This is a genomic window from Ensifer sp. 2TAB8 (assembly GCF_052115125.1).
Lineage (GTDB): Bacteria > Pseudomonadota > Alphaproteobacteria > Rhizobiales > Rhizobiaceae > Ensifer.
On record NZ_JBFRGB010000048.1, the window covers coordinates 1 to 21,757 of the forward strand.

General features: G+C 58.8%; 22 protein-coding genes and 7 pseudogenes. 15 read left to right on the forward strand and 14 right to left on the reverse strand.

Annotated features, from left to right (window positions below):
• Both AB4Z53_RS34505 and AB4Z53_RS34510 read left to right on the forward strand, forming a co-directional pair.
• The coding region (locus AB4Z53_RS34505; RefSeq protein WP_441599903.1) for a transposase at nt 1-387 on the forward strand (387 nt) is incomplete at its 5' end.
• A gap of 285 nt (nt 388-672) precedes the next feature.
• Nucleotides 673-834, forward strand: coding sequence for a Thivi_2564 family membrane protein (locus AB4Z53_RS34510; RefSeq protein ID WP_441599905.1), 162 nt, complete (start codon nt 673-675; stop codon nt 832-834).
• Nucleotides 835-1,013: 179 nt separating this feature from the next.
• On the opposite strand, the pseudogene AB4Z53_RS34515 reads toward AB4Z53_RS34510, so the two are convergent.
• Nucleotides 1,014-1,366: pseudogene (locus AB4Z53_RS34515) on the reverse strand (hypothetical protein); the annotation flags it as partial.
• A gap of 374 nt (nt 1,367-1,740) precedes the next feature.
• Here AB4Z53_RS34515 and AB4Z53_RS34520 point away from each other — a divergent pair.
• The 8 genes and pseudogenes from AB4Z53_RS34520 to AB4Z53_RS34555 all read left to right on the forward strand — a co-directional run bounded on the left by AB4Z53_RS34520 (nt 1,741) and on the right by AB4Z53_RS34555 (nt 8,545).
• Nucleotides 1,741-2,050 (forward strand): annotated as a pseudogene (locus tag AB4Z53_RS34520) (co-chaperone GroES).
• Nucleotides 2,051-2,098: 48 nt separating this feature from the next.
• Nucleotides 2,099-3,733, forward strand: coding sequence for a chaperonin GroEL (gene groL, locus AB4Z53_RS34525; protein WP_441599907.1), 1,635 nt, complete (start codon nt 2,099-2,101; stop codon nt 3,731-3,733).
• Between the two features lie 432 nt (nt 3,734-4,165).
• Nucleotides 4,166-4,516, forward strand: a complete 351-nt coding sequence (locus AB4Z53_RS34530) for a hypothetical protein (protein WP_334198414.1) — start codon at nt 4,166-4,168, stop codon at nt 4,514-4,516.
• A gap of 36 nt (nt 4,517-4,552) precedes the next feature.
• Entirely contained in the window at nt 4,553-4,795 is a 243-nt protein-coding gene (locus AB4Z53_RS34535; protein ID WP_334198413.1) for a hypothetical protein, read from the forward strand.
• A 268-nt stretch (nt 4,796-5,063) separates the two neighbouring features.
• Nucleotides 5,064-5,338 (forward strand): annotated as a pseudogene (locus AB4Z53_RS34540) (DUF1488 domain-containing protein).
• An 11-nt stretch (nt 5,339-5,349) separates the two neighbouring features.
• On the forward strand, nt 5,350-6,162 hold the full coding sequence (locus AB4Z53_RS34545; RefSeq protein ID WP_334198411.1) for a transglutaminase-like domain-containing protein: 813 nt from the start codon (nt 5,350-5,352) through the stop codon (nt 6,160-6,162).
• Nucleotides 6,163-6,213: 51 nt separating this feature from the next.
• A complete protein-coding gene (gene nhaA, locus AB4Z53_RS34550) occupies nt 6,214-7,527 on the forward strand; it encodes a Na+/H+ antiporter NhaA (RefSeq protein ID WP_441599909.1) in 1,314 nt (437 codons plus the stop codon).
• 442 nt (nt 7,528-7,969) lie between these two features.
• The gene (locus AB4Z53_RS34555) at nt 7,970-8,545 is read left to right on the forward strand and encodes a DUF1003 domain-containing protein (RefSeq protein ID WP_441599910.1); all 576 of its coding nucleotides are present in this window, start codon (nt 7,970-7,972) and stop codon (nt 8,543-8,545) included.
• A gap of 197 nt (nt 8,546-8,742) precedes the next feature.
• On the opposite strand, the gene AB4Z53_RS34560 is transcribed toward AB4Z53_RS34555, so the two are convergent.
• Nucleotides 8,743-9,063 (reverse strand): pyridoxamine 5'-phosphate oxidase family protein, encoded by a 321-nt coding sequence (locus tag AB4Z53_RS34560; protein ID WP_441599912.1) that lies wholly within the window; start codon nt 9,061-9,063, stop codon nt 8,743-8,745.
• Nucleotides 9,064-9,338: 275 nt separating this feature from the next.
• Here AB4Z53_RS34560 and AB4Z53_RS34565 point away from each other — a divergent pair, with 275 nt between their 5' ends.
• Complete coding sequence (locus AB4Z53_RS34565; RefSeq protein ID WP_441599914.1) at nt 9,339-9,740, forward strand: hypothetical protein; 402 nt, start codon at nt 9,339-9,341, stop codon at nt 9,738-9,740.
• A 100-nt stretch (nt 9,741-9,840) separates the two neighbouring features.
• Here AB4Z53_RS34565 and AB4Z53_RS34570 read toward each other — a convergent pair.
• From AB4Z53_RS34570 to AB4Z53_RS34585, 4 genes and pseudogenes are all read right to left on the reverse strand, one after another.
• Nucleotides 9,841-10,050, reverse strand: a pseudogene (locus AB4Z53_RS34570) (AI-2E family transporter); the annotation flags it as partial.
• Nucleotides 10,051-10,158: 108 nt separating this feature from the next.
• Nucleotides 10,159-11,937: an SLC13 family permease gene (locus AB4Z53_RS34575; protein WP_334198777.1), complete on the reverse strand. Its 1,779-nt coding sequence runs from the start codon at nt 11,935-11,937 to the stop codon at nt 10,159-10,161.
• Between the two features lie 164 nt (nt 11,938-12,101).
• A complete protein-coding gene (locus AB4Z53_RS34580; protein WP_097601427.1) occupies nt 12,102-12,224 on the reverse strand; it encodes a hypothetical protein in 123 nt (40 codons plus the stop codon).
• A 58-nt stretch (nt 12,225-12,282) separates the two neighbouring features.
• Nucleotides 12,283-12,624: a hypothetical protein gene (locus tag AB4Z53_RS34585; protein ID WP_334198776.1), complete on the reverse strand. Its 342-nt coding sequence runs from the start codon at nt 12,622-12,624 to the stop codon at nt 12,283-12,285.
• 605 nt (nt 12,625-13,229) lie between these two features.
• Here AB4Z53_RS34585 and AB4Z53_RS34590 point away from each other — a divergent pair.
• Nucleotides 13,230-13,478, forward strand: a complete 249-nt coding sequence (locus AB4Z53_RS34590) for a hypothetical protein (protein ID WP_334198407.1) — start codon at nt 13,230-13,232, stop codon at nt 13,476-13,478.
• A gap of 3 nt (nt 13,479-13,481) precedes the next feature.
• Nucleotides 13,482-13,715, forward strand: a complete 234-nt coding sequence (locus AB4Z53_RS34595) for a hypothetical protein (protein WP_441599917.1) — start codon at nt 13,482-13,484, stop codon at nt 13,713-13,715.
• Nucleotides 13,716-14,452: 737 nt separating this feature from the next.
• On the opposite strand, the pseudogene AB4Z53_RS34600 reads toward AB4Z53_RS34595, so the two are convergent.
• The 6 genes and pseudogenes from AB4Z53_RS34600 to AB4Z53_RS34625 form a co-directional block, all read right to left on the reverse strand.
• Nucleotides 14,453-14,710, reverse strand: a pseudogene (locus AB4Z53_RS34600) (DUF1488 domain-containing protein); the annotation flags it as partial.
• Nucleotides 14,711-14,861: 151 nt separating this feature from the next.
• Entirely contained in the window at nt 14,862-15,110 is a 249-nt protein-coding gene (locus tag AB4Z53_RS34605; RefSeq protein ID WP_441599919.1) for a hypothetical protein, read from the reverse strand.
• Between the two features lie 262 nt (nt 15,111-15,372).
• Nucleotides 15,373-15,555 (reverse strand): hypothetical protein, encoded by a 183-nt coding sequence (locus AB4Z53_RS34610; RefSeq protein WP_441599930.1) that lies wholly within the window; start codon nt 15,553-15,555, stop codon nt 15,373-15,375.
• Between the two features lie 13 nt (nt 15,556-15,568).
• Nucleotides 15,569-15,783: pseudogene (locus AB4Z53_RS34615) on the reverse strand (hypothetical protein); the annotation flags it as partial.
• A 9-nt stretch (nt 15,784-15,792) separates the two neighbouring features.
• Nucleotides 15,793-16,074, reverse strand: a complete 282-nt coding sequence (locus tag AB4Z53_RS34620) for a hypothetical protein (protein WP_441599921.1) — start codon at nt 16,072-16,074, stop codon at nt 15,793-15,795.
• A 494-nt stretch (nt 16,075-16,568) separates the two neighbouring features.
• Nucleotides 16,569-16,775: a hypothetical protein gene (locus tag AB4Z53_RS34625; RefSeq protein WP_441599923.1), complete on the reverse strand. Its 207-nt coding sequence runs from the start codon at nt 16,773-16,775 to the stop codon at nt 16,569-16,571.
• A 251-nt stretch (nt 16,776-17,026) separates the two neighbouring features.
• On the opposite strand from AB4Z53_RS34625, the pseudogene AB4Z53_RS34630 reads away from it, so the two are divergent.
• A pseudogene (locus tag AB4Z53_RS34630) lies at nt 17,027-17,625 on the forward strand (carboxyl transferase domain-containing protein); the annotation flags it as partial.
• Between the two features lie 15 nt (nt 17,626-17,640).
• Here the strand turns inward: AB4Z53_RS34630 and AB4Z53_RS34635 are convergent.
• Nucleotides 17,641-18,210 carry a recombinase family protein gene (locus AB4Z53_RS34635; RefSeq protein WP_441599925.1) on the reverse strand — a complete coding sequence of 190 codons (570 nt, stop codon included), beginning with the start codon at nt 18,208-18,210 and terminating at the stop codon, nt 17,641-17,643.
• Nucleotides 18,211-18,353: 143 nt separating this feature from the next.
• On the opposite strand from AB4Z53_RS34635, the gene AB4Z53_RS34640 reads away from it, so the two are divergent.
• Nucleotides 18,354-21,323: a Tn3 family transposase gene (locus AB4Z53_RS34640; protein ID WP_441599926.1), complete on the forward strand. Its 2,970-nt coding sequence runs from the start codon at nt 18,354-18,356 to the stop codon at nt 21,321-21,323.
• A gap of 59 nt (nt 21,324-21,382) precedes the next feature.
• Here AB4Z53_RS34640 and AB4Z53_RS34645 read toward each other — a convergent pair.
• Nucleotides 21,383-21,757: transposase (locus tag AB4Z53_RS34645; RefSeq protein WP_441599928.1), on the reverse strand; the 375-nt coding region annotated here is incomplete at its 5' end.

Consider the following 21,757-nt stretch of genomic DNA (forward strand, 5'->3'; position numbering starts at 1 on the left):
GCCCTTGCCCTTGGCGAGAACTATGCCAGGCATGACACTGTGAAGCATTCCAGCCGCGAATATGTTCGTGACGCCGTTCATGTCAATTCGGTCGAAGGTTTCAATGCCCGCGTCCGCCGCACCATTGCCGGCGTCTTTCATCATATCAGCCCGCAGCACGCCGACCTGTATTTCCACGAGATCGGTTTCCGCTGGTCACAGCGCATTGTGACGGGCCAGGCTGTTCGGAAAACCCGAAATGGCAGGGAACGCATGAAAACCATGTGGTCACGAGTGCCGCCGGCGCTGCAATTGCTGCAAATCTTTCGCGCCGCGACCGGCCGTCAGCTGCGCAGAAGTCAGGATGGTGGGATCATCGTCAAATCAGCCGTCGCTGTCTTTGGTTGATAAGGGCCAACAACGCTAAGGGGGAACGAAGCCCGAACCCCGTCACGTTGCCCGCCGCTTCATCGACAGGATCAGCGGTCTTCTGCCAGTCACGTTTGCGGCTCAATCCAAAGAGAGTCGCCAGAGTCCACACGATACGGTAAACGGCGGCCGGGATGCCTATCCCGCGCAGGTGGGACCGGCGCGAGCGTTCTGTGTCGCGGCCTCGCCGCCCTTCCCTTTATAGAACTCAGCCATATTTACACCTTCAGTGCCGGAAGGCGGTTCCTTCAAGGGGCGTGGGGCATGTCCATCACAATCAGCATCCTGATCACGGTCCTTGTCATCGCCTTGGCGCTGTACCTCGTGCAAAAACTTCCGATTGATTCGACGATGAAGCAGATGGCTCAGATCGTCGTTGTAATCGTCGGTATCGTCTCGTTGCTCAGATCACTAAACGTATTTTGAGTAAGGCTTGCCACTACTCGACCCAGCCGACGCCGCCGGCCGGGAGTGCTCTCCGCCCGCTTTTCCCGCCCTTCCGGTGCGGATTGGACGAAGTCGTCAACATACCTGCGCGCCAGGCGGACTTGAATTCGCAAAAGGCTCGTTGTCGAACTGCTGACCGACTCGCTTGACCCTCGCTGGAGCAGTTCATTCCGGTCCTTGGTCGCTTTTGCCCGCCGCCTCCATCCGCGTCATCGCCACTCCTGCCTTGAGTTTCCCTGCGCAGCGGTTTTTCGACTGCGCCGCCTTGATTATCCCATTCTTCAAGCGAATCCCTCATCCGCGCCGCGGAAGCAGGATCCGGGATGTCTACGTCGAAACCCGCCCCGGATGCTTCGATGATGATGGCATCCATGAGGTCTGTATCTGAAATACGTCGATCGTCTGCTGGAACTCGACCGACATGGCCGCCGCCGTTGGCATCTCCGATCGGCCGGCGAAACCGCCCCGGACGACCTGCCGGTCCATACTTCGCCGGTCGGGGGGAGCATATTGCCTCTTGCCTTAACCACACCAATAAAGATCCAGCACTGCCTAATATGCTCTCAGCTTTCGGTGGAGCCTTTTCCTGCTTCGGCTTTCCGACCTCCACGCCTCGATTGGGTTCCAATCAAGGCGTGATCAAGGTTTTCCCACGAAGTCACATTAACAAATTCTTAGATTAAGAAAATAACAATGTATGGAGTGACGTATAATCTCTGTATATTTATTGGAACTCACGGCGGTACTGCTAATAATTGTTGGCTTATATTTACCGGCATTTTTCGTTGTATAAATAATATTTCTTGGCACTCCTATCAATTCAGTGCCAAAGGTGCTATGTAAGGATTGCAGTCGCCCCATGCGTCGGCCGCAGAAAGAATCTCGATGAAATTGCGCCCACTCCATGACCGCGTCGTCATCCGGCGCGCGGAAGGCGATCTCAAATCCAAGGGCGGGATCATCATTTCCGACATTGCCAAGGAAATGTCGCGGGGAGGCGAAGTGATCGCCGTTGGTCCAGGCACGCGTGATGAAGGCAGTAAGCTGATTCCGCTCGACCTTAAGGCCGGTGATACGATCCTGTTCGGCAATGGTCCGGCCCCGAGTGAAGATCGACGGCGAGGAACTGATCGTGAACGAGGCCGACCTCATGGGCATCGTCGAAAAGACCGTCGCGACCAAGAAAGCTGCCTGACGGTCGATTTCCGACCCCGCAATCTCAAGACCGAACTGGACGAACATAATGTCTGCCAAGGAAATCAAATTCTCCACTGATGCGCGCGATCGCATGCTGCGCGGTGTGGAGCTGCTCAACAACGCCGTCAAGGTGACGCTGGGTCCCAAGGGCCGCAATGTCGTCATCGACAAAGCCTATGGCGCGCCGCGCATCACCAAGGACGGCGTCGCCGTTGCCAAGGAAATCGAGCTGGCCGACAAGTTCGAGAACATGGGCGCGCAGATGGTGCGCGAGGTGGCCTCTAGGACCAACGACCTCGCCGGTGATGGCACCACGACGGCGACTGTGCTCGCTGCCTCCCTCCTGCGCGAAGGCGCCAAGCTCGTCGCCGCCGGCATGAACCCGATGGATCTCAAGCGTGGCATCGACCTTGGTGTCGCTGCTGTCGTCAAGGAAATCCAGGCGCGCGCCAAGAAGGTCGAGTCCGCGGGCGAGATTGCCCAAGTCGGCACCATCGCCGCCAATGGCGACGCGACGGTCGGCGAGATGATCGCCAAGGCGATGGACAAGGTCGGCAATGAAGGCGCCATCACTGTCGAGGAAGCCAAGACGGCCGAGACCGAACTCGACGTTGTCGAGGGCATGCAATTCGACCGCGGCTATCTCTCGCCCTATTTCGTCACCAATGCCGAGAAGATGCGCGTGGAGCTGGAAGACCCCTACATCCTCATCCACGACAAGAAGCTTGGCAATTTGCAAGCGATGCTGCCGATACTCGAGGCGGTCGTGCAGAGCGGCAAACCGTTGCTGATCCTCTCCGAGGACGTCGAGGGCGAGGTTCTGGCGACGTTGGTCGTAAACAAGTTGCGCGGTGGCCTGAAGGTCGCTGCCGTCAAGGCGCCGGGCTTCGGCGACCGCCGCAGGGCCATACTGGAAGACATTGCCGTCCTCACGGCCGGCCAGATGATCTCCGAGGATCTCGGCATCAAGCTCGAGAACGTCACGCTCGACATGCTCGGCCGCTCCAAGCGCGTGCTGATCGAGAAGGACACCACCACGATCATCGACGGCTCCGGCGATAAAGCGACCATCCAGGCGCGCATCCAGCAGATCAAGGCACAGATCGAGGAGACGAGCTCCGACTATGACAAGGAAAAACTGCAGGAACGGCTGGCGAAACTCGCCGGCGGCGTCGCGGTAATCCGCGTCGGCGGCGCGACCGAAACCGAGGTCAAAGAAAAGAAGGATCGCATCGACGATGCGCTGAACGCCACGCGCGCCGCGGCTGAGGAAGGCATTGTTCCTGGCGGTGGTGTTGCCCTGTTGCGCGCCAGGTCGGTCCTGGTCGGACTGACCGGAGCGAATGCGGACGTCACGGCCGGCATCTCGATCGTGCTCAGGGCGCTTGAAACCCCGATCCGGCAGATCGCCGAGAACGCCGGTGTCGAAGGCTCGATCGTCGTGGGAAAACTCACCGACAGCAGCGATTACAACCAGGGCTTTGACGCGCAGACGGAGACCTATGTCGATATGATCAAAGCCGGCATCGTCGACCCGGCGAAAGTCGTGCGCACCGCTTTGCAGGACGCCGGCTCAATCGCGGCACTTCTGATCACTGCCGAAGCGATGATCGCCGACATTCCCTCAAGAGAATCTGCACGGCCGGCCGGTAACGGCGGCATGGGCGGGATGGGATACTGAGAACTGTGCCCGAACGGCGTTGGTGCACGGATAACCTTGTTTGAAAGGGATTTGAGGCCCACATATAAGAAACGCGTTGATTTGGCTGCACTAGCCAATTTGGCTTCGCGGCGTCAGAGGACCCGCCATTCACCACGAACTTTGATGCAGCCGATAGGACGCGCAGTGTCGCTTCGTTCGAACCTGGCACGGACACTCGAGCGCGGATCACGGATCGTTTCGGTTGGGCAGAGGATGCGAGGCCGCCTCGTGTGCTTCTGCGCGGAGCGCCGTCATGAACCAGTCGCACTACGCAGACGCCTCCCATGTGTCGGGCAACGTCTCGGTGCCTTCATCCATATGCCCGCGGCGCATCCAAGGTCGACGCAATACATGATGCCGACCAATCCGGCTGATCTCAAAGCCGCACTCCAAAAAGGATTACAAGCAATTATGACCACTACAAACATTCTGCAACGCAATGGCCGTCCGGTCCGCCGCGACGCCGTCCCACATCTCTTTACCGTCGGTCAGGCTGTTCGGCTGAAGCGCGGGTATCGTGGATCGGCTTTGCCGGCGGACATCTATCACATCACGGGCACGCTCCCGCCGAGCGGCGGCTCGCCGCAATACCGCATTCGAAACGAAAACGCACGTCATGAGCGGGTGACGACGCAGGACGGGCTCGAACCGGTGCGCATGTCGTCCGCCGATGAAGGCGCCACTCTCATCGAAAGGACGTTTGGCAACCAGATCAAGCCGGCTGCGAACGGCAGCGCCTCGCTCGACAAGGGCAAGAACTGACAGTTACGACCCTTCTGTCCAACGGAGAGGATGGCGATGAAGATCGCGAGTGCCTTCTACCGTATTCGGGATGCGGACGACGCGCATGCGATCGTCGGCCGCGAACCCGCGGAAGCTGCCGATCTCGACGAGGCGATAGAGATTGCGCTGGAGCTTTTGAGGACGCTCGACATGCCGTGGCGTCCGGACGCCATGACCATCACCGACGCTGATGGGAGCACGATCCATCCAAGCAGGCTCGACATCATCGAAAATCTTGATGAAAGGCCACCACCATGAACGCCCACTGCAATGAAATTGAAGCCCGGCGACATGCACATGCGATCAGCATCTGGGAAAATGAAGGTGCGACGTCAGCCCCCGAGCCAATGGATCATCAACACGGCCGCCACATTGAAACGGATCGCCCCTGGCGGATCTACCACGTGTCCATAGGTGCACCGGCGCGTGTCGACGATAACCTTCGCTTTATAGAGCGGCGGATAAAGCGGATCAGCTTATCGGCGCCAGCACGGCCCGTGTCGCGCGAAACGGAGGCTCGCTGAGGATGACGCTGTTATTTCCGAATGCGAGCCGCAGCTTCGATGAAAAGCGAAACGCCATCCGTTTCATCGGCCATGACGGTATGTTCGAGGTGCGGTTCTTCGTCGAGGCCGGGGCGCTGATGAGAGCGGATGCCGAATTGGACAGGTCGGAAATCTCGGAATCGAAGCTCCTTTCCGCTTTCGACGCGTTGCGTCCGTCCATCTACGACGTCGCACGCAAGGCCTATTCCAGTGGCCGCCAGAATCCTACACACTGACCGCCGCCGATTTCCGCTAGGATGGATCCAGATGCTGATCCGCTACGGCTATGAGATCACGTTGAACTGCCAGCAACCGACCGCGTTGGTATGCCTGTTGTCGGTCCACGAGGATCGCGCGGCCGATATCCGCGTTCCTGAAACGACATTCACCGCGCCCGACGTGCCGACATCGACCTATCGCGATCTCTTCGGCAACCGATGCCGGCGGCTTGTCGCACCGGCGGGTGACCTGACGATATGGGGCGATGCCACGATCGAGGACGACGGCAAGCCGGACAACGTGCTGCCAGCCGCCCAGGAACTCCCAGTGCCGGAGTTGCCGGACGATTGCCTCGCCTACCTCATGGGCAGCCGCTATTGCGAAACCGACCGTCTCAGCCAGAGCGCTTGGGACATGTTCGGCGCGGTCACGCCCGGTTGGGGGCGTGTGCAGGCGATCTGCGATTTCGTCCACGACCATATCCGCTTCGACTACATGCAGGCCCGGTCGACGCGGACGGCCTTTGAGGTCTTTCACGAGCGCGTCGGTGTCTGCCGCGACTTCGCACATCTTGCCATCACGCTGTGCCGATGCCTCAACATTCCCGCACGCTATATCAACGGTCATCTCGGCGACATCGGCGTGCCGGTCGTCGACCCGATGGATTTCAGTGCCTGGATGGAGGTCTTCCTGGATGATGGATGGCACACGTTCGATCCGCGCAACAATACGCCGCGTGTCGGCAGGATCGTGGTTGCACGCGGGCGTGACGCGGCCGATGTCCCCCTCATCAACTCGTTCGGGCCGCACGTCCTGAAGTCGTTCCGGGTGTGGACCTATGAGGTGCCGGCCTTGCAATAGCCGCTGGGAACATTTGCCAGTCGCGATCAAAACGCAGGAGCGATTCACGGCATGAACGACAGCCTCTCACGGCTTCCCAGGGAACCCGCAGATCGGCTCACCAAGCCGTTCATGCGATTTCTCCGCATCGAGGCTACTGCGGGCATTGTCATGTTGCTCAGCACACTCTTGGCGCTGGGCCTCGCAAACATAGCGTGGTCGTCGTCGTTTCTCGCCTTGTGGGAGATGCCTGCGGGCGTCAGAGTTGGCGACATTGAGATCTCCCGTTCGCTGAAGCACTGGATCAACGACGGTCTGATGACGCTCATTTTCTTCGTCATCGCCCTTGAGCTGAAGCGCGAGCTGGTGCTGGGGGAGTTACGCAACCCGCGTATCGCCGCTTTACCTGTCGCCGCTGCTTTCGGCGGGATGGCGGTGCCGGCCGGTCTGTTCTCGCTGCTTGTCGGCGGCGGGCCGGGTGCGAGCGGCTGGACCACCGTGATGTCCACCGATACGGCCTTCGTCATCGGGTGCCTTGCCGTGCTCGGTTCGCGGATACCAGGGAGCTTACGGCTGTTCCTGCTCTCTCTTGCGATCTTCGACGATGTCGGCGCCATCCTGGTCGTGGCGATCGGCTATGGCGAATCCTTGAATTGGGTCGCACTCGGAGCCGCCGGCCTCGGACTAGCCATCGTAGCAGGTATCGCGCGTCTGGGCATCCGCAGCATTCCCGTCTATTTCGCGATCGGTGGCGGCATCTGGCTGGCATTCGACGCATCGGGCGTCCACGCGACGCTCACCGGCGTTGTTCTTGGATTAATGACGCCGGCGCGGAGCTGGGTAAGCGACACCCGCCTCCATGCGATACTCGACCGCGTGAGCGCCCATCCGCGCGGCGATCATGGGAGCCGCGACACGGCGGCACGCAGCGACCTCCGTCGGGCAGGCGTCGCGACCCGCGAGGCACTGTCGCCGATCGAGCGCCTCGAGATTGCTCTCCATCCCTGGGTCGCCTTCGTGATCACGCCAATTTTCGCCCTCTCTAACGCCGGCGTCCCAATAGCGGATGCAAACTTCGACGTTCCCCTCACGACCGCAATTGTCGCCGCCTTCGTGGTCGGCAAACCCGTTGGCATTGTGCTCTTCAGTTTCCTCGCCGTGAAACTGCGCTTTGGGACTCGTCCAGACGAGCTCCCGTGGAGCCTGTTGGCAGCCGGAAGCCTGCTGACCGGGATCGGCTTCACCATGGCTCTGTTCATTGCCGAGCTTGCTTTCGAGCCAGAGCTTCTGAACTCCGTCAAGCTCGGCGTTCTCGGCGCTTCCGTCATCTCGGCAGCCCTCGGTCTCCTGGCGTTGACCTGGCTGACGTCTCCTGGCAGACGGTAGTCCAGCTCGCTCCGTCGGCGGGTTCACAGCAAAAGCGGGCCCCTTGCCGATCTTCGTTCCGACCGGCAGCACGGTCGCTACGATCAGGACCAGCACGCCGCAGCAGGATGCCGATCCGCGTTCTATAGTCTGGATCGGCGATTGACTGCCCTCAACTCGCGATAGACGCCGGCGACATAGTGGCCGCCCATCTTGGCGATGTTCAAACCGCGATCGCGGACGCATTGGCGCAGCTCATTCGGGTAAACCCGACGGAGTGCGGATTTACCGTGCTGGTCTGAGCTTGCGCGGATCATTGTCAACCTGACGGAAAAGGTTTGCCGGAGTGAAGGTTCAAGCTTTGGAGTGACCGTTCTGCATGCGACTGTTGCTCCTTGCAGAACCGGCGATTGGGTGAAGGCTGCAATTGGCGAGCGCCTAAGGCGACGGGATGGAGGAAGATATGTCCAGGGAAACGGAAGAGAACATCAACGAACGGCAAGAGATTGCCGATAGTGCGAGCCGCTATTTGGGAAGGCCGGTCGAGTTGCTCACCGATCGGGAACGCGCGGTTTTTCGACGCCATCTCGACCGGCGCGCGATAACGCGGGACTCGAATCGCTCTTTTGACGAGAAGCTGACGTACGGGCAACGTTTGGCGGACAAAGTGGCCGAGTTCGGCGGCTCGTGGACCTTCATCATGACCTTCGCGCTAGTACTCGCGCTGTGGGTCGGAGCGAATGTACTTGCAACAGTCCGCGCCTTCGATCCTTATCCCTTCATCTTTCTCAATCTCATTCTATCGATGCTGGCCGCCGTTCAGGCACCCGTGATCATGATGAGCCAGAATAGGCACTCGGTCAAAGACAGGGTCGATGCGGCACACGACTATGAGGTCAATCTGAAGGCGGAAATTGAGATCATGGCGCTGCATGACAAGCTGGATCAGATCCGTGACATTGAACTAAAATCCCTTATTGAAAAGCAGCAGCAACAAATCGACCTGGTGGCAGGCCTTCTCATCGATCGGAACAAATAGGTTCGTTGGCACATGGCACTCGGATAGTCTCCGGGCGATCCGGTTTAAGACATTCGCTGACTAGCAGCCTGGCAACGAACTAACCCACAAGCGCTTCACGGCCCGTCACTTTGTCCATGCTGATGGCGAAAAAAATGGGAAGGTATCCCGGTGGCTTCTCATCCGCGCCCCAGTTAAGGGCACCTGGTTCCCACCAATCATTGTAAACGTTCAGTATGCCCCCACGCGTGTTTCTTCTCCGCGTCTTCGTGGAATTCGCGGTACCTGCCCTCAATGACCACGCATTTCCATCGGTGCTGATCAGTGGAATGCTCGATCTCAACGCATACAAGCGGATTGCTCCGCATGAATTCAATCTTTCTTCCCGGCATCGAAAAACTGAAAATTTGGCCCTCTGCTCGGACATAATATATTGGCACAACATAAGGTTGATTATCACGGCAACATCCAAGCCGGGCTACGCGCTGCTCGGCGATGAGTATGCTGCATTCACTGGGTAGCATCTCGCGCAATCTCATTGGCGTTGCTCCGTCCAGATCTCTCGGTTCGATCGACGTCCTCGATGGTTGCGGATGACCGCAATCTTACCCTCTATTGTAGCACGAAACCGGGTCGGTATGCGCGGGTGCCATAAAACGTCGGATTCGCGCGTGTGGGTCGGTTTCCTTCGGAGGTGATAATTGATTGTAATTCTCTCGGAAGGGTCCATGCTGTGATCAAGGCCAAAATTTTTAGCGCACGCCTCACGGTCCCGCGGAGTTCCGCCGAGATGCCCCAATTGAAGGAGGACAGCATGTCTTCCACCTTGACCCAGCAATACCTTACCTCGCTCAACATCAAGATGTTGAAGCGTGTGCTTGACACAACAGGACTGTTTGACGTCGATAGCGCTTGGCACCGAGAAAAAAGGCGGGATGCGGCGAGATATCTCATCACAGCTTTCCAGGATGGCGTTCATTCGGAAGCGGCGCTTTCAGCCTCGCTCATGCGCCAGATCAAGGTGTTCTCCTCGCCTTCTTCGCCTATTTCGATCGCCGATCCGCTTCAAAAAGAGGATGAGAGGCGTTGGGAGAACGAAGGCGGCAGCATGGCGTTTAGACACCGACATTTTGATCAATTGATTAAGTTGGGATCCAAATCTGGCCGGAGAAAAGCAGAGACTGTATCAACCCGTCGGCAGCCAGCCTGTTGTTAAGCGGCGCCGGGAGGAAGCGGCGTGGAGCGTGGCGCCGGAACCGCTTGCGAGGATCAGCCGAGCCGGACCTTTTTCTGAAACAGAGATCTGTCAACTCAATCCCTTGGATCGGCTTCCAAGTGTGGTCAGCCGCAACAGAAGGCGACGCCGATAGCGTTCGCTCTTCGAGTTCCGTTGCGACCCACTCGAGAAGGAGGTTGTAGGCCACCGCCAGCAGGGTCGGCCCGAGAAGAAGCCCGATTAATCCAAAGGCCAGGACACCGCCAACGAGCCCGAACAGACCGAGCAGCACGGGCAGATTGATGAGGCGTCGTGGCGATCGTTCAGCTCATTCTGGTCCTTACGGGCAGACTTTAGGCTGACGCCACCGTGAACCCGGTAAACCGGAAATCGGCGAAATTGAAACGACGCCACCGCGCTAAACTGGCGGCCAAAACCACAGGATCAGAGGCACGCCCAGCACGACCACGATGAACGAGAGCGGCAGCCCCAACTTCCAATAGTCACCGAAGCGATAACCGCCGGGACCCAGCACCAAAGTGTTGCACTGATGTCCAACAGGCGTGAGAAAATCGCAGGCCGCCCCCACAGCGACTGCCATCAGAAACGAATCCGGATTGTAGCCAAGGCGCTGAGCAAGCGTTACCGCGATCGGGGCAATCACGAGAACGGTGGCTGCATTGTTCAGAAACGGCGTCGCCGCCATTGCTGCTACCATGATCATTGCAAGGGCGCCGTAGGGGGGCAAGGTGTTGGAGAGCTGAGCGAGGCCGCCGGCGATAAGGTCGGCACCACCGGTCGCACGGATCGACTCGCTGACCGGAATGAGAGCGCCGAGCATTATCAGGATGGGCCAGTCCACAGCCTCGTAAGCTTCCCGAAGCGAAAGTGAACCGAGCAGTACCGTCAGGACAGCAGCCGTAAAGAAAGCCGTGGCAACGGGCAGCAGGCCTAATGCAGTTAGCATCATGGCACCAGTCAGGACCACCACCGGAACCAGACCTTTTCGGGGGTTCCCCAAGCGGATTTCGCGCCCGGCTAACGGAAGAAGACCGAGTTCCATCAACCTGGTTGGGAGAAGCACGAGATCGCCCTTCAAAACGAGAACGTCCCCTGGTCTTAACGCGATGTCGCGCAAACGCTCGGTGAAGCGCTTGCTGCTCCGGCTCACCGCGAGAAGATTGATATTGAAACGGTCATGTAGCGCCAAGCGCTTGGCGGTTTGCCCGATCAAGACTGATTTCGGGCCGATCACCACCTCAATCCCGGCAATCTCCTCGTCAACTCCTTTTGCTTCCGTGGGGCGGTCGTGCCCCTCCAGTTCCAGACGCGCGCGACTGATGCCTCGCTCCAACGCTTGAGGGTCACCTTCCAACAGAACGATATCGCCCTGACGAAGGACGACGTCCGGCCGTGCCATCAGGCGCTCGACCCGGTTGCGGACAAGGCCGGTGACAAGGACCTCCTCGTCCAACAAGGTCGACAAATGACCGATCGACTTGCCGAGAACGGTCGAACTCGCAGTAATGCGGGCCTCTGTCATGTAGTCCTTGATGTTCAGCGCCTTCTCCATTGTCGCGACCGCCTCGCGTCCCCGGGGAAGCAGTCGGTAGCCAAACGCCAGAAAGACTACCCCCGCTGCGACAAGCCCTAAGCCGACAGGAGTGAAATCGAACATGTTGAAAGGTCGGCCCGTCAGTTCCTCGCGCATCCGGGAAACGACAATATTCGGCGATGTGCCAATGAGGGTCATGAGCCCACCAAGCAGGGAACCGAACGCCATCGGCATGAGAAAGGACGAAGGGGAAGCTTTCGACCGGCGCGCCATCTGGAATGCGACCGGGATCATCATCGCCAACGCGCCGATGTTCTTGATGAACACGGAGAGAACCGAGACGGTCGTTACGAGAATAACAACCTGAGCCTGCACAGAGATCACGCTGGGCGCCACCCGATGGAGGAATGCCCCTATCACACCACTGCGCTCAATCGCGGCGCTGACGACCAGCGCGCTGGCTACAATGATGACAATGTCGTCGCCGAAGCCGGAGAACGCTGCCTTGTGCGGCACGATGCCGGTGAAAACCGCGGCAAGCAACGCGAGAACCGCAATGAGGTCGTAGCGGAGCCGTCCCCATATGAAAGCGACCATCAGGCCGATCAGAATGGCGAAGGCGATAGCCTGAGCCTGTGTCATCGATAAAGTCCCGACCACTCTTCGCAATGCCAAGTCCATTTTACGCGCATGAAAGAGCTAATGTCGGGATAACTTACCAGCTTCTTTCAACCGCGCGGCACCCCGAACGTCCGTCCAGGGTGTTTTTCCAGCTCCGTAGAGCGGAAGCACGCTTGATCAGACGACTAGAGGATGCTTCCGAACAGAACCGAATAGACAATCACAGCAATCGCCAGCGTAAACGCAAGCGATACGAACAGGCGCGTGAAGTCGTAGGTATGGAAGCGGGCGGGGATGAGGTTTTTCATAGCGATCACCTATTTTTTCGTTCTGGTTGGCCTAACTATGCTCGGTGTCGGCTGCGCTTCAGGATAGCGAGCGACTGCAACTCGTGCTGACCTTGCCGAGGACGTCCGCCGGAACTTGGATATCGGCCATAATGGTCGCTACGAGCTCGTCGCGCTTCGCGCGATTGTCGTAGCCCTTAAGCGTTGCGAGATCGGTGCTGGCGGCAGCAGCCATTCGTCCTGCCGCACCTGAACAAATGCCGGCAAACGCATCCACTCTAGCCGTTTCTGCCGCCAGAGTGCTGGCAGTCGTGGTGGTGAGCCATCCCGCATTGAAGCCGATGATGGGACTGAAGAAAAGCCCGACAACCAAACCAATCGCGTAGGGTTTTGTCCGTTCAAGGATTTGCTCGAATGTCATGATTTTATTCCCTCTAATCAGGTGATTATCGGGATCGTTGCGGGCCCGCGCTCCGACCAGGAGCCAATGGCAATCCAGATTCTTCACCCTGCGCTCTAACTTAAATAATGTAAATAGACGTCAACAATGTTTCTTGGAAAATATACCCAAATTAAAAGTCACGAATAACTTTGAGGACACATCATTCGTGTTCGAATATTATTACGTATCAATTTATCAATGTCATCACCAAGCGGCTTCATTTTCATGTGGCGGTGGATTTGTTTTTAAAACACTTAGTAAAGCCTCAATCAACTCGTATAGCTTGAACCTCGTCCTAAGGCCAGTTCGGCCTTTTCAGAGGCTCTAGACCCACCAAACTCACCGATCATCGATCCGGCTTATCGGCCGTCGGTGCGCCTCAGAGTTCGAACAAATACTTCCCCGGTGCGGCGGAAGCCGATCGCATCGCCGCCAAGCTCCGTTGCAGGGCAATTGGCCTCAGTATTGCATCCGCGAAGATGCCAAGGGGCGTCAGCGGGGAAGATGATTTGGAGCCGCTCGAATGGAGCATGACACCCCTCCGCTGAAGTACAGCGGCGGCTCGCCCCGAGGAGGGTCACAAGATGAAAAGCAAACACGAAGAGCACGCCCTTGCGATCAACGCATGGGAGTCTGAAGGCGGTGCGCCCGACAGATCCGGACGACTCTATCAATATGGCCGCCGTTTCGAGGGAGACGGCACCTATACGATCTACCATGTCTTTACGGGCGAGGTTGCAAGGATAGGCTCCTGGACGATGGAGGGGCTCAGCCCCAAGAATGCTGCGCGGGCGCTGCGCGTTCTCAATGCCCCACAAGTGGCTCCGGAATAAGCGATGCGCGGCTACCCAGACGATATCGTCGCAGCCCTGAGCGAGACCGAGGTGCGCACCCTGCGGCGCGTATTCGAGGCAGTTTGTATCGAATTCAAAATTCCGCGCAGAGGGAAGCGCATCCAAGGAGTTGCAAACTTTCTGATGGCAGAGTTTCGGCGTCATCCACGAGACGAAGACATGTTTCTCGCTGCCGCGCGGGCGTTCTGCTGCCGCCAAGAACCAGGTCACGGCTAGCAGACAGGTGCGCAGGTGAGGTCACGCTAGGAGGATGGCCCACATCTACAGGGCCTGCTGCGAGAAACATCAAAATAATCAAACAACAAAACGACACGGGGTCGGTTCCGGCTCGGGGCCGATGTGGGTTGCCACTCCTTCATCGTGACGGACTTGCACCATCTACTCCTTGCCGGTCTCCCGGCGCACTGCCATGTTCGCCCCCTACCGGAACCGACCCCGACACGGGAGAAAGTCAGTGAAATCGCATGTTGGGAGTTTTGGATACTGTTTCAGACCGGTTGAGTTCCTGATCCGCTCGTCGCTTGTATTGGCGCTCGGGGCGGTCGCTTGTTTTACGTTCTACGACGTCGTTTGGTAGGTACCGGAGCGAAAAATAATATAAATCTACTTCCGCCATTTCGCATAAAGCAAAGCCCGCCAACCGCGGGCTTTGTCACGAAGATTAATTGGGCGAAACTAATATTCCCAATCTCGTAATAGGGGCACCTCAAATAAGGATCATCCTCCGCCAGGCTGGGCCGGTCCAGTAACATTTTGGGGGCATTGGAAACAGGCGGCGACCAGATTGCATCGCTCGACTCGCCTCTCGCAACGAGCAGGGCTGCAAGCGACCAACGATTGGTTGGGATGACGGCGGTGTGCGAGACTTTTGGTGCCGCGCGGCCGGACATCGCGAGCGAGTGAAGCAGCTTTCCGACAGATAGGGCGGCGCGCGCAAACCCTGTCGCTACCCGTCATAGAAAGTCGTTTCTTGTGAGAATGTACAACGACCTGTGCCCACTGGAGTAAAAGGACTGTGCGACATCTTCGATCAGGCCCCGCGCCGCATCGAAAGCCAAAAGACACTCGGCTTCGGTCGCGTGCGGAGCGGCGGATTTCAACAGCGCCCCGGATTCGACGAAGAACGGAATCTCGAACATGCCGTCATGAGCCAAGAACCGGACAGCTTTCCTAGCCTCGTTGAAACTTCGGCTGCGATTGGGAAAGGAAAGGAAAGGGCCATGATCAACCTCGTGTCGCGCTCAGATATCGCTGAGCAGAACCAAGCAGGCTATGAAACCGATCGCGAGCGCAACGGTGGCCCAGCCGAGCGAGCGGCGGTAGTCATGGGCATAGAGTTGGTGAGGAAGACGAAACCTCACATCACCCTCCCTTCGCTCGCGGACGGCGCGTTCCCCGCTTGGGATAGGTTTTACGGGTGGCTGCCAGAAGAGATCTTTCCGTTGAAACGGACACACGAAACTTGCCCATCAGAAATCGAGCGAGGTGTTCCGCGCGAATTCCTTCTCGCGGTACCTGATACTCGGCGCAAATCGCCTCGAATACACGCCGCAGCATGTCGACCTCTGCGACGGTCATCGCCACGAGTCCATTTTCGCTGAATGCGGACATTTACGTCTCCTCGTTGTAATTCTATGGAGCAATGAGGATCGGAAGCAGCTGACCATCGGTTGCGGGTTCATCATTGTCCAGAACTCCACGCCGGTGTTCCGGTGAGGAGGTCACTTAGGAACCGTCGCATTCCATAACGTCGGTCCGTATTGATAAAGGCAGCAGTGCTGTCGCATGCGCCACCATTTCGCTGCCAACGTTCGGTGCTACGTGCGTGGTTTCGTAGAGCGCTTCCATAGCAGTTCAATCCTTAAAGGTCGCGCTACAGCAGCTGATGCCGTTCCAGCATTTCCCGGTTACGCCTCAATGTCCCAGAACTGTCGTCGCGCTCTTGTTCATCGCTGTGGTTGGCTTCCGGCCTGCTAATCGTGGGCCTACGGAAAATTATGGTGACGGGTTCACGCATACCTTTGAACAGCTGCTCCAGTTTTTCGACATAGGTCATGGCAATCCCCTCGGTGCCTACGGGTCATGCCCCAGTCGATCGGTTCAAGGTTATCCTCACTGCTAGCGCGGTCCTGTCCGAGTTCGTCGTTGCGAATTCGATATTGAGGGGCGTCGTCTCGCAGGGGCATCCTTGCCGTGATGCGGTAAGTCTCCGCCGCGCGCGGCGATAGATGACTGGGTCCCTAAGGCGAACGGACAGTCCCACGGGGTAGCGATGCTGTGACATGGTCAGCTCTCATGGTTTGGGCAAGTTCGAAATCTCGGCGCCGCCAAGCGCGACCAGGCGCGCCAGTTCGTCGGGTTGGATCTGGATCAACCGCATGCGGAAGCGGTTCTCGCCGGTCGCGGGCAGCTTGATGAAGGTGGCGACGCGGCGATAGGCAGTCCAGGAAAGCCCCTCGATCATCTCCTCGTCGTCATCGATTTCGTAATCACCAGCCGCGATCGTCTCAGCGACGCCCCGCAATGTAAAAGGCCGGTCGAAGTGGATTGTGCGGTGTTTCGTTCGGTTGAACATGTCATCTCCTTTGACACCGGCACTGCCGGCGTTGCTGGCACGCGAACTCGCTTATGTCGAAAGTGGGTGCGCCAGAACCGTCGCTTTCACGCGGCAGGACACACCGTCACGACAATCGAGAAGGGGAAAAAGTGGCGGGTCGGGTCTCTGACGCCGCGAGAAGCCAAGCTGGCCTAAGTCGACCTTGGAAGGATGCGCGGCAATTGCGGTCTATTCAAGATGTGGCGGAACAATTGAGTTTTCCGGCCGCAATCCTTGCACTGGCCCGCGGAGAACAGTGCTTCCACGGAACACCTATGCAGACAGTACAGCCATGCGCGCCGCCGGCGGTTTCCAGGCTCGGTTCAACATGCCACCGACATCTGGGGATGGTCACGGTTTGCGGGCTAGGGAGGACTTAAGATCGTAGCGAGAGGGTGGTGGTCCTCGACACGATTGCTCCGACAACCTCCTTGGATATCCATCGACATCGGTTCGAATGATGCCCCTAGGCATCATTCGGTTGGATTTTCGGGCTGGGGCCGTTGCTGCGCTGCGGGGGCGACTTCATGACCGCTGAAAATCACAGGCGGCGGGCGAAACGCCCAAACCAGCACGATGCTCATCGCGACGAGTAATAAAGAGAAAACAAGACGATTTGACATGGCGCTATTCTCCACTTTTGGAGCGCTTTGAATGCGGAAGCCAGCATTCGTCGTCATTGTCAGGTCAGGTATTTCTGGCAAGGAAACGGGCAAGCGCCTTCTGTCAGGCCTCGCCGGCTGTGTGGCACTTTCGATTGTCCCGTCATTGCTCGGCAACAAAGCACCTCTCTCAGAGCGCATTTTGCCGGATGATGACGTCGCTTTCGTAGAGCTAGCTCGCTACGGCAAGCTCCGGTCGCAAAAAAGTTTACCACGTTCTCTCCTCGCGGTCTTGGACGAGCGATCGTTCCAAGAGTTTGAATGTACGTGTAACGGGATGGGGGATCATCAACGCTCGGCAGGCCTACGTCGTCTCGCAGGACTTCACCGTGTTGGGCGGCTCATTGTCTGAGACCACGCTCAGAAGATCTGCAAGTTTATGGACATGGCGCTCAAGAACGGGACTCCGGTCATCGGATTGAACGACACCCGCAGCGCCCGCATCCACCGCATCCAGGAAGGCATGGCCTCACTCGCCGGCTACGCAGACGTTTTCAAGCGCAACGTCGACGCGTCCAGTGTCGTCCCGCAGATTTCAGTCATGGGGCCTGCGCGGGCGGAGCGGTATATTCGCCCGCTATGACTGACTTCATCTTTATGGTTCGCGACAGCTCCTAGATGTTCGTAACCGGGCCGGACGTGGTGAAGACGGTCACCAACGAGGTTGTGGCTGCCGAAGAGCTCGGCCGTGCAAGAACGCACACTACCATAGTCCTCCGTCGCCGACGGCGCATGCGAGAATGACGTCGAGACGCTTGAGCACATCCGCCTCCTTTTCGATTTCCTCTCTCTCAACAATCGAGAGGCAGCTCCAGTTCGTCCGGTTGTCGACGATCCCGAGAGGATCGAGATGCGCCCGGACACGCTCGAAAGCGAAGTTGCGCTAAGCAGCTCGGCTGACACCCAGCCGGCGCATTTCGCGATACACGGTCGAACGACCAAGGCCGAGCTGTTTGGCGGCCTCAACTGGTGGCATTCCGGTGCTGACGAGCTTCATGGCTGCCTCAACTTTTTTCATGTCCAGGGGCTGACGGCCTGGCCGTTTGCCTTGCACCCTTGCGGCGGCGATGCCATCCTTCGTCCGCTCCGAGATCAGCCGCCGCTCAAAATGTGCTATGGCGCCGAATACGTGGAATACGAGTTCGCCGGCTGCCGATGACGTATCAATCTTCTCTTCGAGGCTAAGAAGGTCGATTTTCCGCTCGCGTAGCATCTTCACCGTTTCGAGTAACTCTGCCAGCGATCGCCCGAGGCGATCGAGCCGCACGACCGCTAGAGTGTCGCCCATGCGGGCATAGGCAAGCAATTCGGCCAGGCCAGGCCGATCCATGCTTTTCCCGGATTTGACGTCGGTGAAGACCTTGATGGCGCCGGCCTGTTCAAGGCGCATGGTCTGACCGGCGACGTCCTGATCGCCGGTGGACACACGCGCGTAACCCAGAATATCTCCCATTTTCCTGTCTCCGAAACGGCCGTTCTGTGGACAAACGTCATTGACCTGTGGAACGGCTCTGATTCCGTCCACAGAATATGTCTCTTTACCCTTGCCTGTCCATGAAATCCATGAGCCTTTTATGGACGCCGGGAGGATAGCAAATGCGGAAGCACGAACTGCTGACCGAAGCGGAGCGGGAACAGTTGCTGGGAGTCCCGACCGAGCGTGACGATCTCGCCCGGCTATATACCTTTGAGCGCCGCGACCTCGACCTGATCAGGCTTCGCCGGGAGGACCGCAATCGCCTCGGTGTTGCGCTACAGCTTGCGCTGTTTCGCCACCCTGGCATGACCCTCGCCCAGATTCTCCTGCGATCCACATCGCTCCCTGGGGAATTTGTCTCCTTCGTCGCCCAGCAGCTCGACATACCGGCGGCCTCGTTCGCCGACTATGCAGGCCGAGAGCAGACAATGACGGATCACGCCCGCGAGCTCTCCGGTGCGCTTGCCCTTCGCGGCGTAAGCAGGACCGATATCCCCTTCATGATCGACGCGGCTGCCGAGGCGGCTTTGGACACAGATAAAGGCATGGTGATCGCCGCCCGCATCATTGACGCGCTGCGCCAGGCCAACATTCTCCTCCCCGCGATCTCAACCATCGAGCGCGCCGGCATTGCGGGCCGGGCGCGGGCCAGGAAACAGGCGGCTCATGCGCTTGTCGCCGGTCTTCGGCCGATGCAACTGGACGCGCTCGATGCCCTGCTGATCCCCGATGCCGGCAAGGGTACCATGCCGCTCACGTGGCTCAAGACAATCCCGACGGCGGCAAAGCCCGATCACGTTCGCGACATTCTCGAGCGCCTGCGAATGGTAAGGGAAATCGGGATTCCGGCGAAACTGACAGCCGCCGTGCATCCCGACCGATATCGACAGTTCGTGCGCGAGGGTCGAGCGTCCCCAGCCTATCTGCTCGAACGCTACACGACATCACGCCGGCGCGCGACACTGGTCGCTTGCCTGATCGATCTGGAAGAACGTCTGACGGACGCTGCCATTAGCTTGACCGACAAGCTGATCGGTAATGCCTTCAGCCGTGCCCAGAACAAACAAACCCGGCGCTACGCTGCCACCGCCAAGGACGTCGGCCGACTGATGCGCTTGTTTCACGGGACGATCGACGCACTTTCCACCGCTCTCGACAACGACTCCGACCCGATCGAGACGATCGACGAGACCGTCGGCTGGGTGAACTTGCTCAAGGCAAGAGCCGAAGTCGCAGCACTCGCCGAAACGGCGGATGTGGATCCGCTCATGGTGGCGGTGGACCGCTATGCGACACTGAGAAAGTTCGCTCCGGCGCTGATCGAGGCGCTCGACTTCAAGGCCGGACGAGGAAGCGCTCGGACGAGCGCCGGCATTCATTTGCTTCGCGATCTCAACAGATCGGGCAAACGAGATGTGCCGCCCGATGCGCCAATGCCCTTCAAGAAGGAGTGGCGCAAACTCGTGATCGGGTCGAACGGCAGGATCAATCGCCGGCTCTACGAGACCGCGATGCTCGCTCACCTACGTAACAAGCTGCGTTCGGGCGACGTTTGGGTCGAGCGATCTTCCGCCTATCGCCGTTTCGACAGCTATCTCTTGCCGGAGCCTGCCGCCGCTCCGATCGTTGCCGAACTCGGACTGCCAACGGCCGCCGACGATTGGCTCCAAGAACGTGGCCGCGCACTCGACTGGCGGCTGAAGAAATTTGCGCAGCGCCTCAAACGGGATCAGCTCGACGGTGTGCGCTTTGTCGACGATCGGCTGCAGATCTCGCCGGTGAAGACGACAGTCCCCTCCGAAGCGGAAGTGCTCGCCGATCGGCTCGACACGATGATGCCGCGCATTCGCATCACCGAACTCCTGCACGAAGTCGCTCGCGAAACCGGCTTCATGGCGGCCTTTACAAACCTGCGCACCGGCGAAAGCTGCCCCAACGAGAGCGCTCTTCTCGCCGCCATTCTCGCCGATGCCACCAATCTTGGGCTCTCCCGGATGGCGGCGGCCAGCCAGGGCGTGACGCGCGATCAGCTCATCTGGTCGCAGGATGCCTATGTCCGCGAGGATACCTATCGGGCAGCGCTCGCCACCATCATCAACGCTCAACATCGCCTGCCGATCGCCCGTATCTGGGGCGATGGCACGACGTCGAGCTCGGATGGGCAGTTCTTCCGCGGCGGAAAGCGCGGCGCCTCGGGCGGCGACATCAACGCCCGCTACGGCGTTGATCCCGGCTTCAGCTTCTACACCCATGTCTCCGACCAGCACGGCCCCTATCACGTCAAGGTGATTTCGGCGGCGACGCACGAGGCGCCCTATGTCCTCGACGGCCTGCTTCACCACGGGAGCAATCTCTCAATCATCGAGCATTACACCGACACTGGCGGCGCCACCGATCATGTGTTTGCGCTCTGCGCCATGCTCGGCTTCCGCTTTTGCCCGAGACTGCGCGACTTTCCGGACCGCAGACTGATCCCGATCGAGCATCCCACGACCTACCCGGCAATCGCGCCGCTCCTCGGCAAGCGGATCCGCGCCGACGTCATCCGCGAGCATTGGGATGACGTCACGCGGCTCGTCGCCTCGCTAAAGGCTGGCCATGTCGCGCCCTCGATGATGTTGCAGAAGCTTGCCGCCTATAAGCGCCAGAACCAGGTGGATATCGCCCTCCAGGAAATCGGCAAGATCGAGCGGACCCTGTTCATGCTCGACTGGCTGGAGAATCCTGCACTGCGGCGCCGATGCCACGCCGGGCTCAACAAAGGCGAACAGCGCCATGCCCTGACGCAAGCCATCTATACATTCCGGCAGGGGCGCGTCATAGACCGCAGCCATGAGGCCCAGCAATACCGGGCGTCGGGCTTGAACCTCGTCATCGCGGCGATCGTCTATTGGAACTCGATCTATATGGCCGACGCCGTGGCGCACCTACGCTCCAAAGGCGAAATTGTCCTGGACGATCTCTTGACCCATACCTCACCGGTTGGATGGGAGCACATCGCCTTCTCCGGCGATTTCCTTTGGGATCGTGCCGCGAAGACAACCGGCCGGAAACCGCTCAACCTATCTGGAAAACAGCGAGCGGCGTGAGGGCATTCAGGTTTCGTTCTCCCTTATCGTTGTTTAGCGGGAAACTAACGCGGCCCTTATCAACCAAAGACAGCGACGGCTGATTTGACGATGATCCCACCATCCTGACTTCTGCGCAGCTGACGGCCGGTCGCGGCGCGAAAGATTTGCAGCAATTGCAGCGCCGGCGGCACTCGCGACCACATGGTTTTCATGCGTTCCCTGCCATTTCGGGTTTTCCGAACAGCCTGGCCCGTCACAATGCGCTGTGACCAGCGGAAACCGATCTCGTGGAAATACAGGTCGGCGTGTTGCGGGCTGATATGATGAAAGACGCCGGCAATGGTGCGGCGGACGCGGGCATTGAAACCTTCGACCGAATTGACATGAACGGCGTCACGAACATATTCGCGGCTGGAATGCTTCACAGTGTCATGCCTGGCATAGTTCTCGCC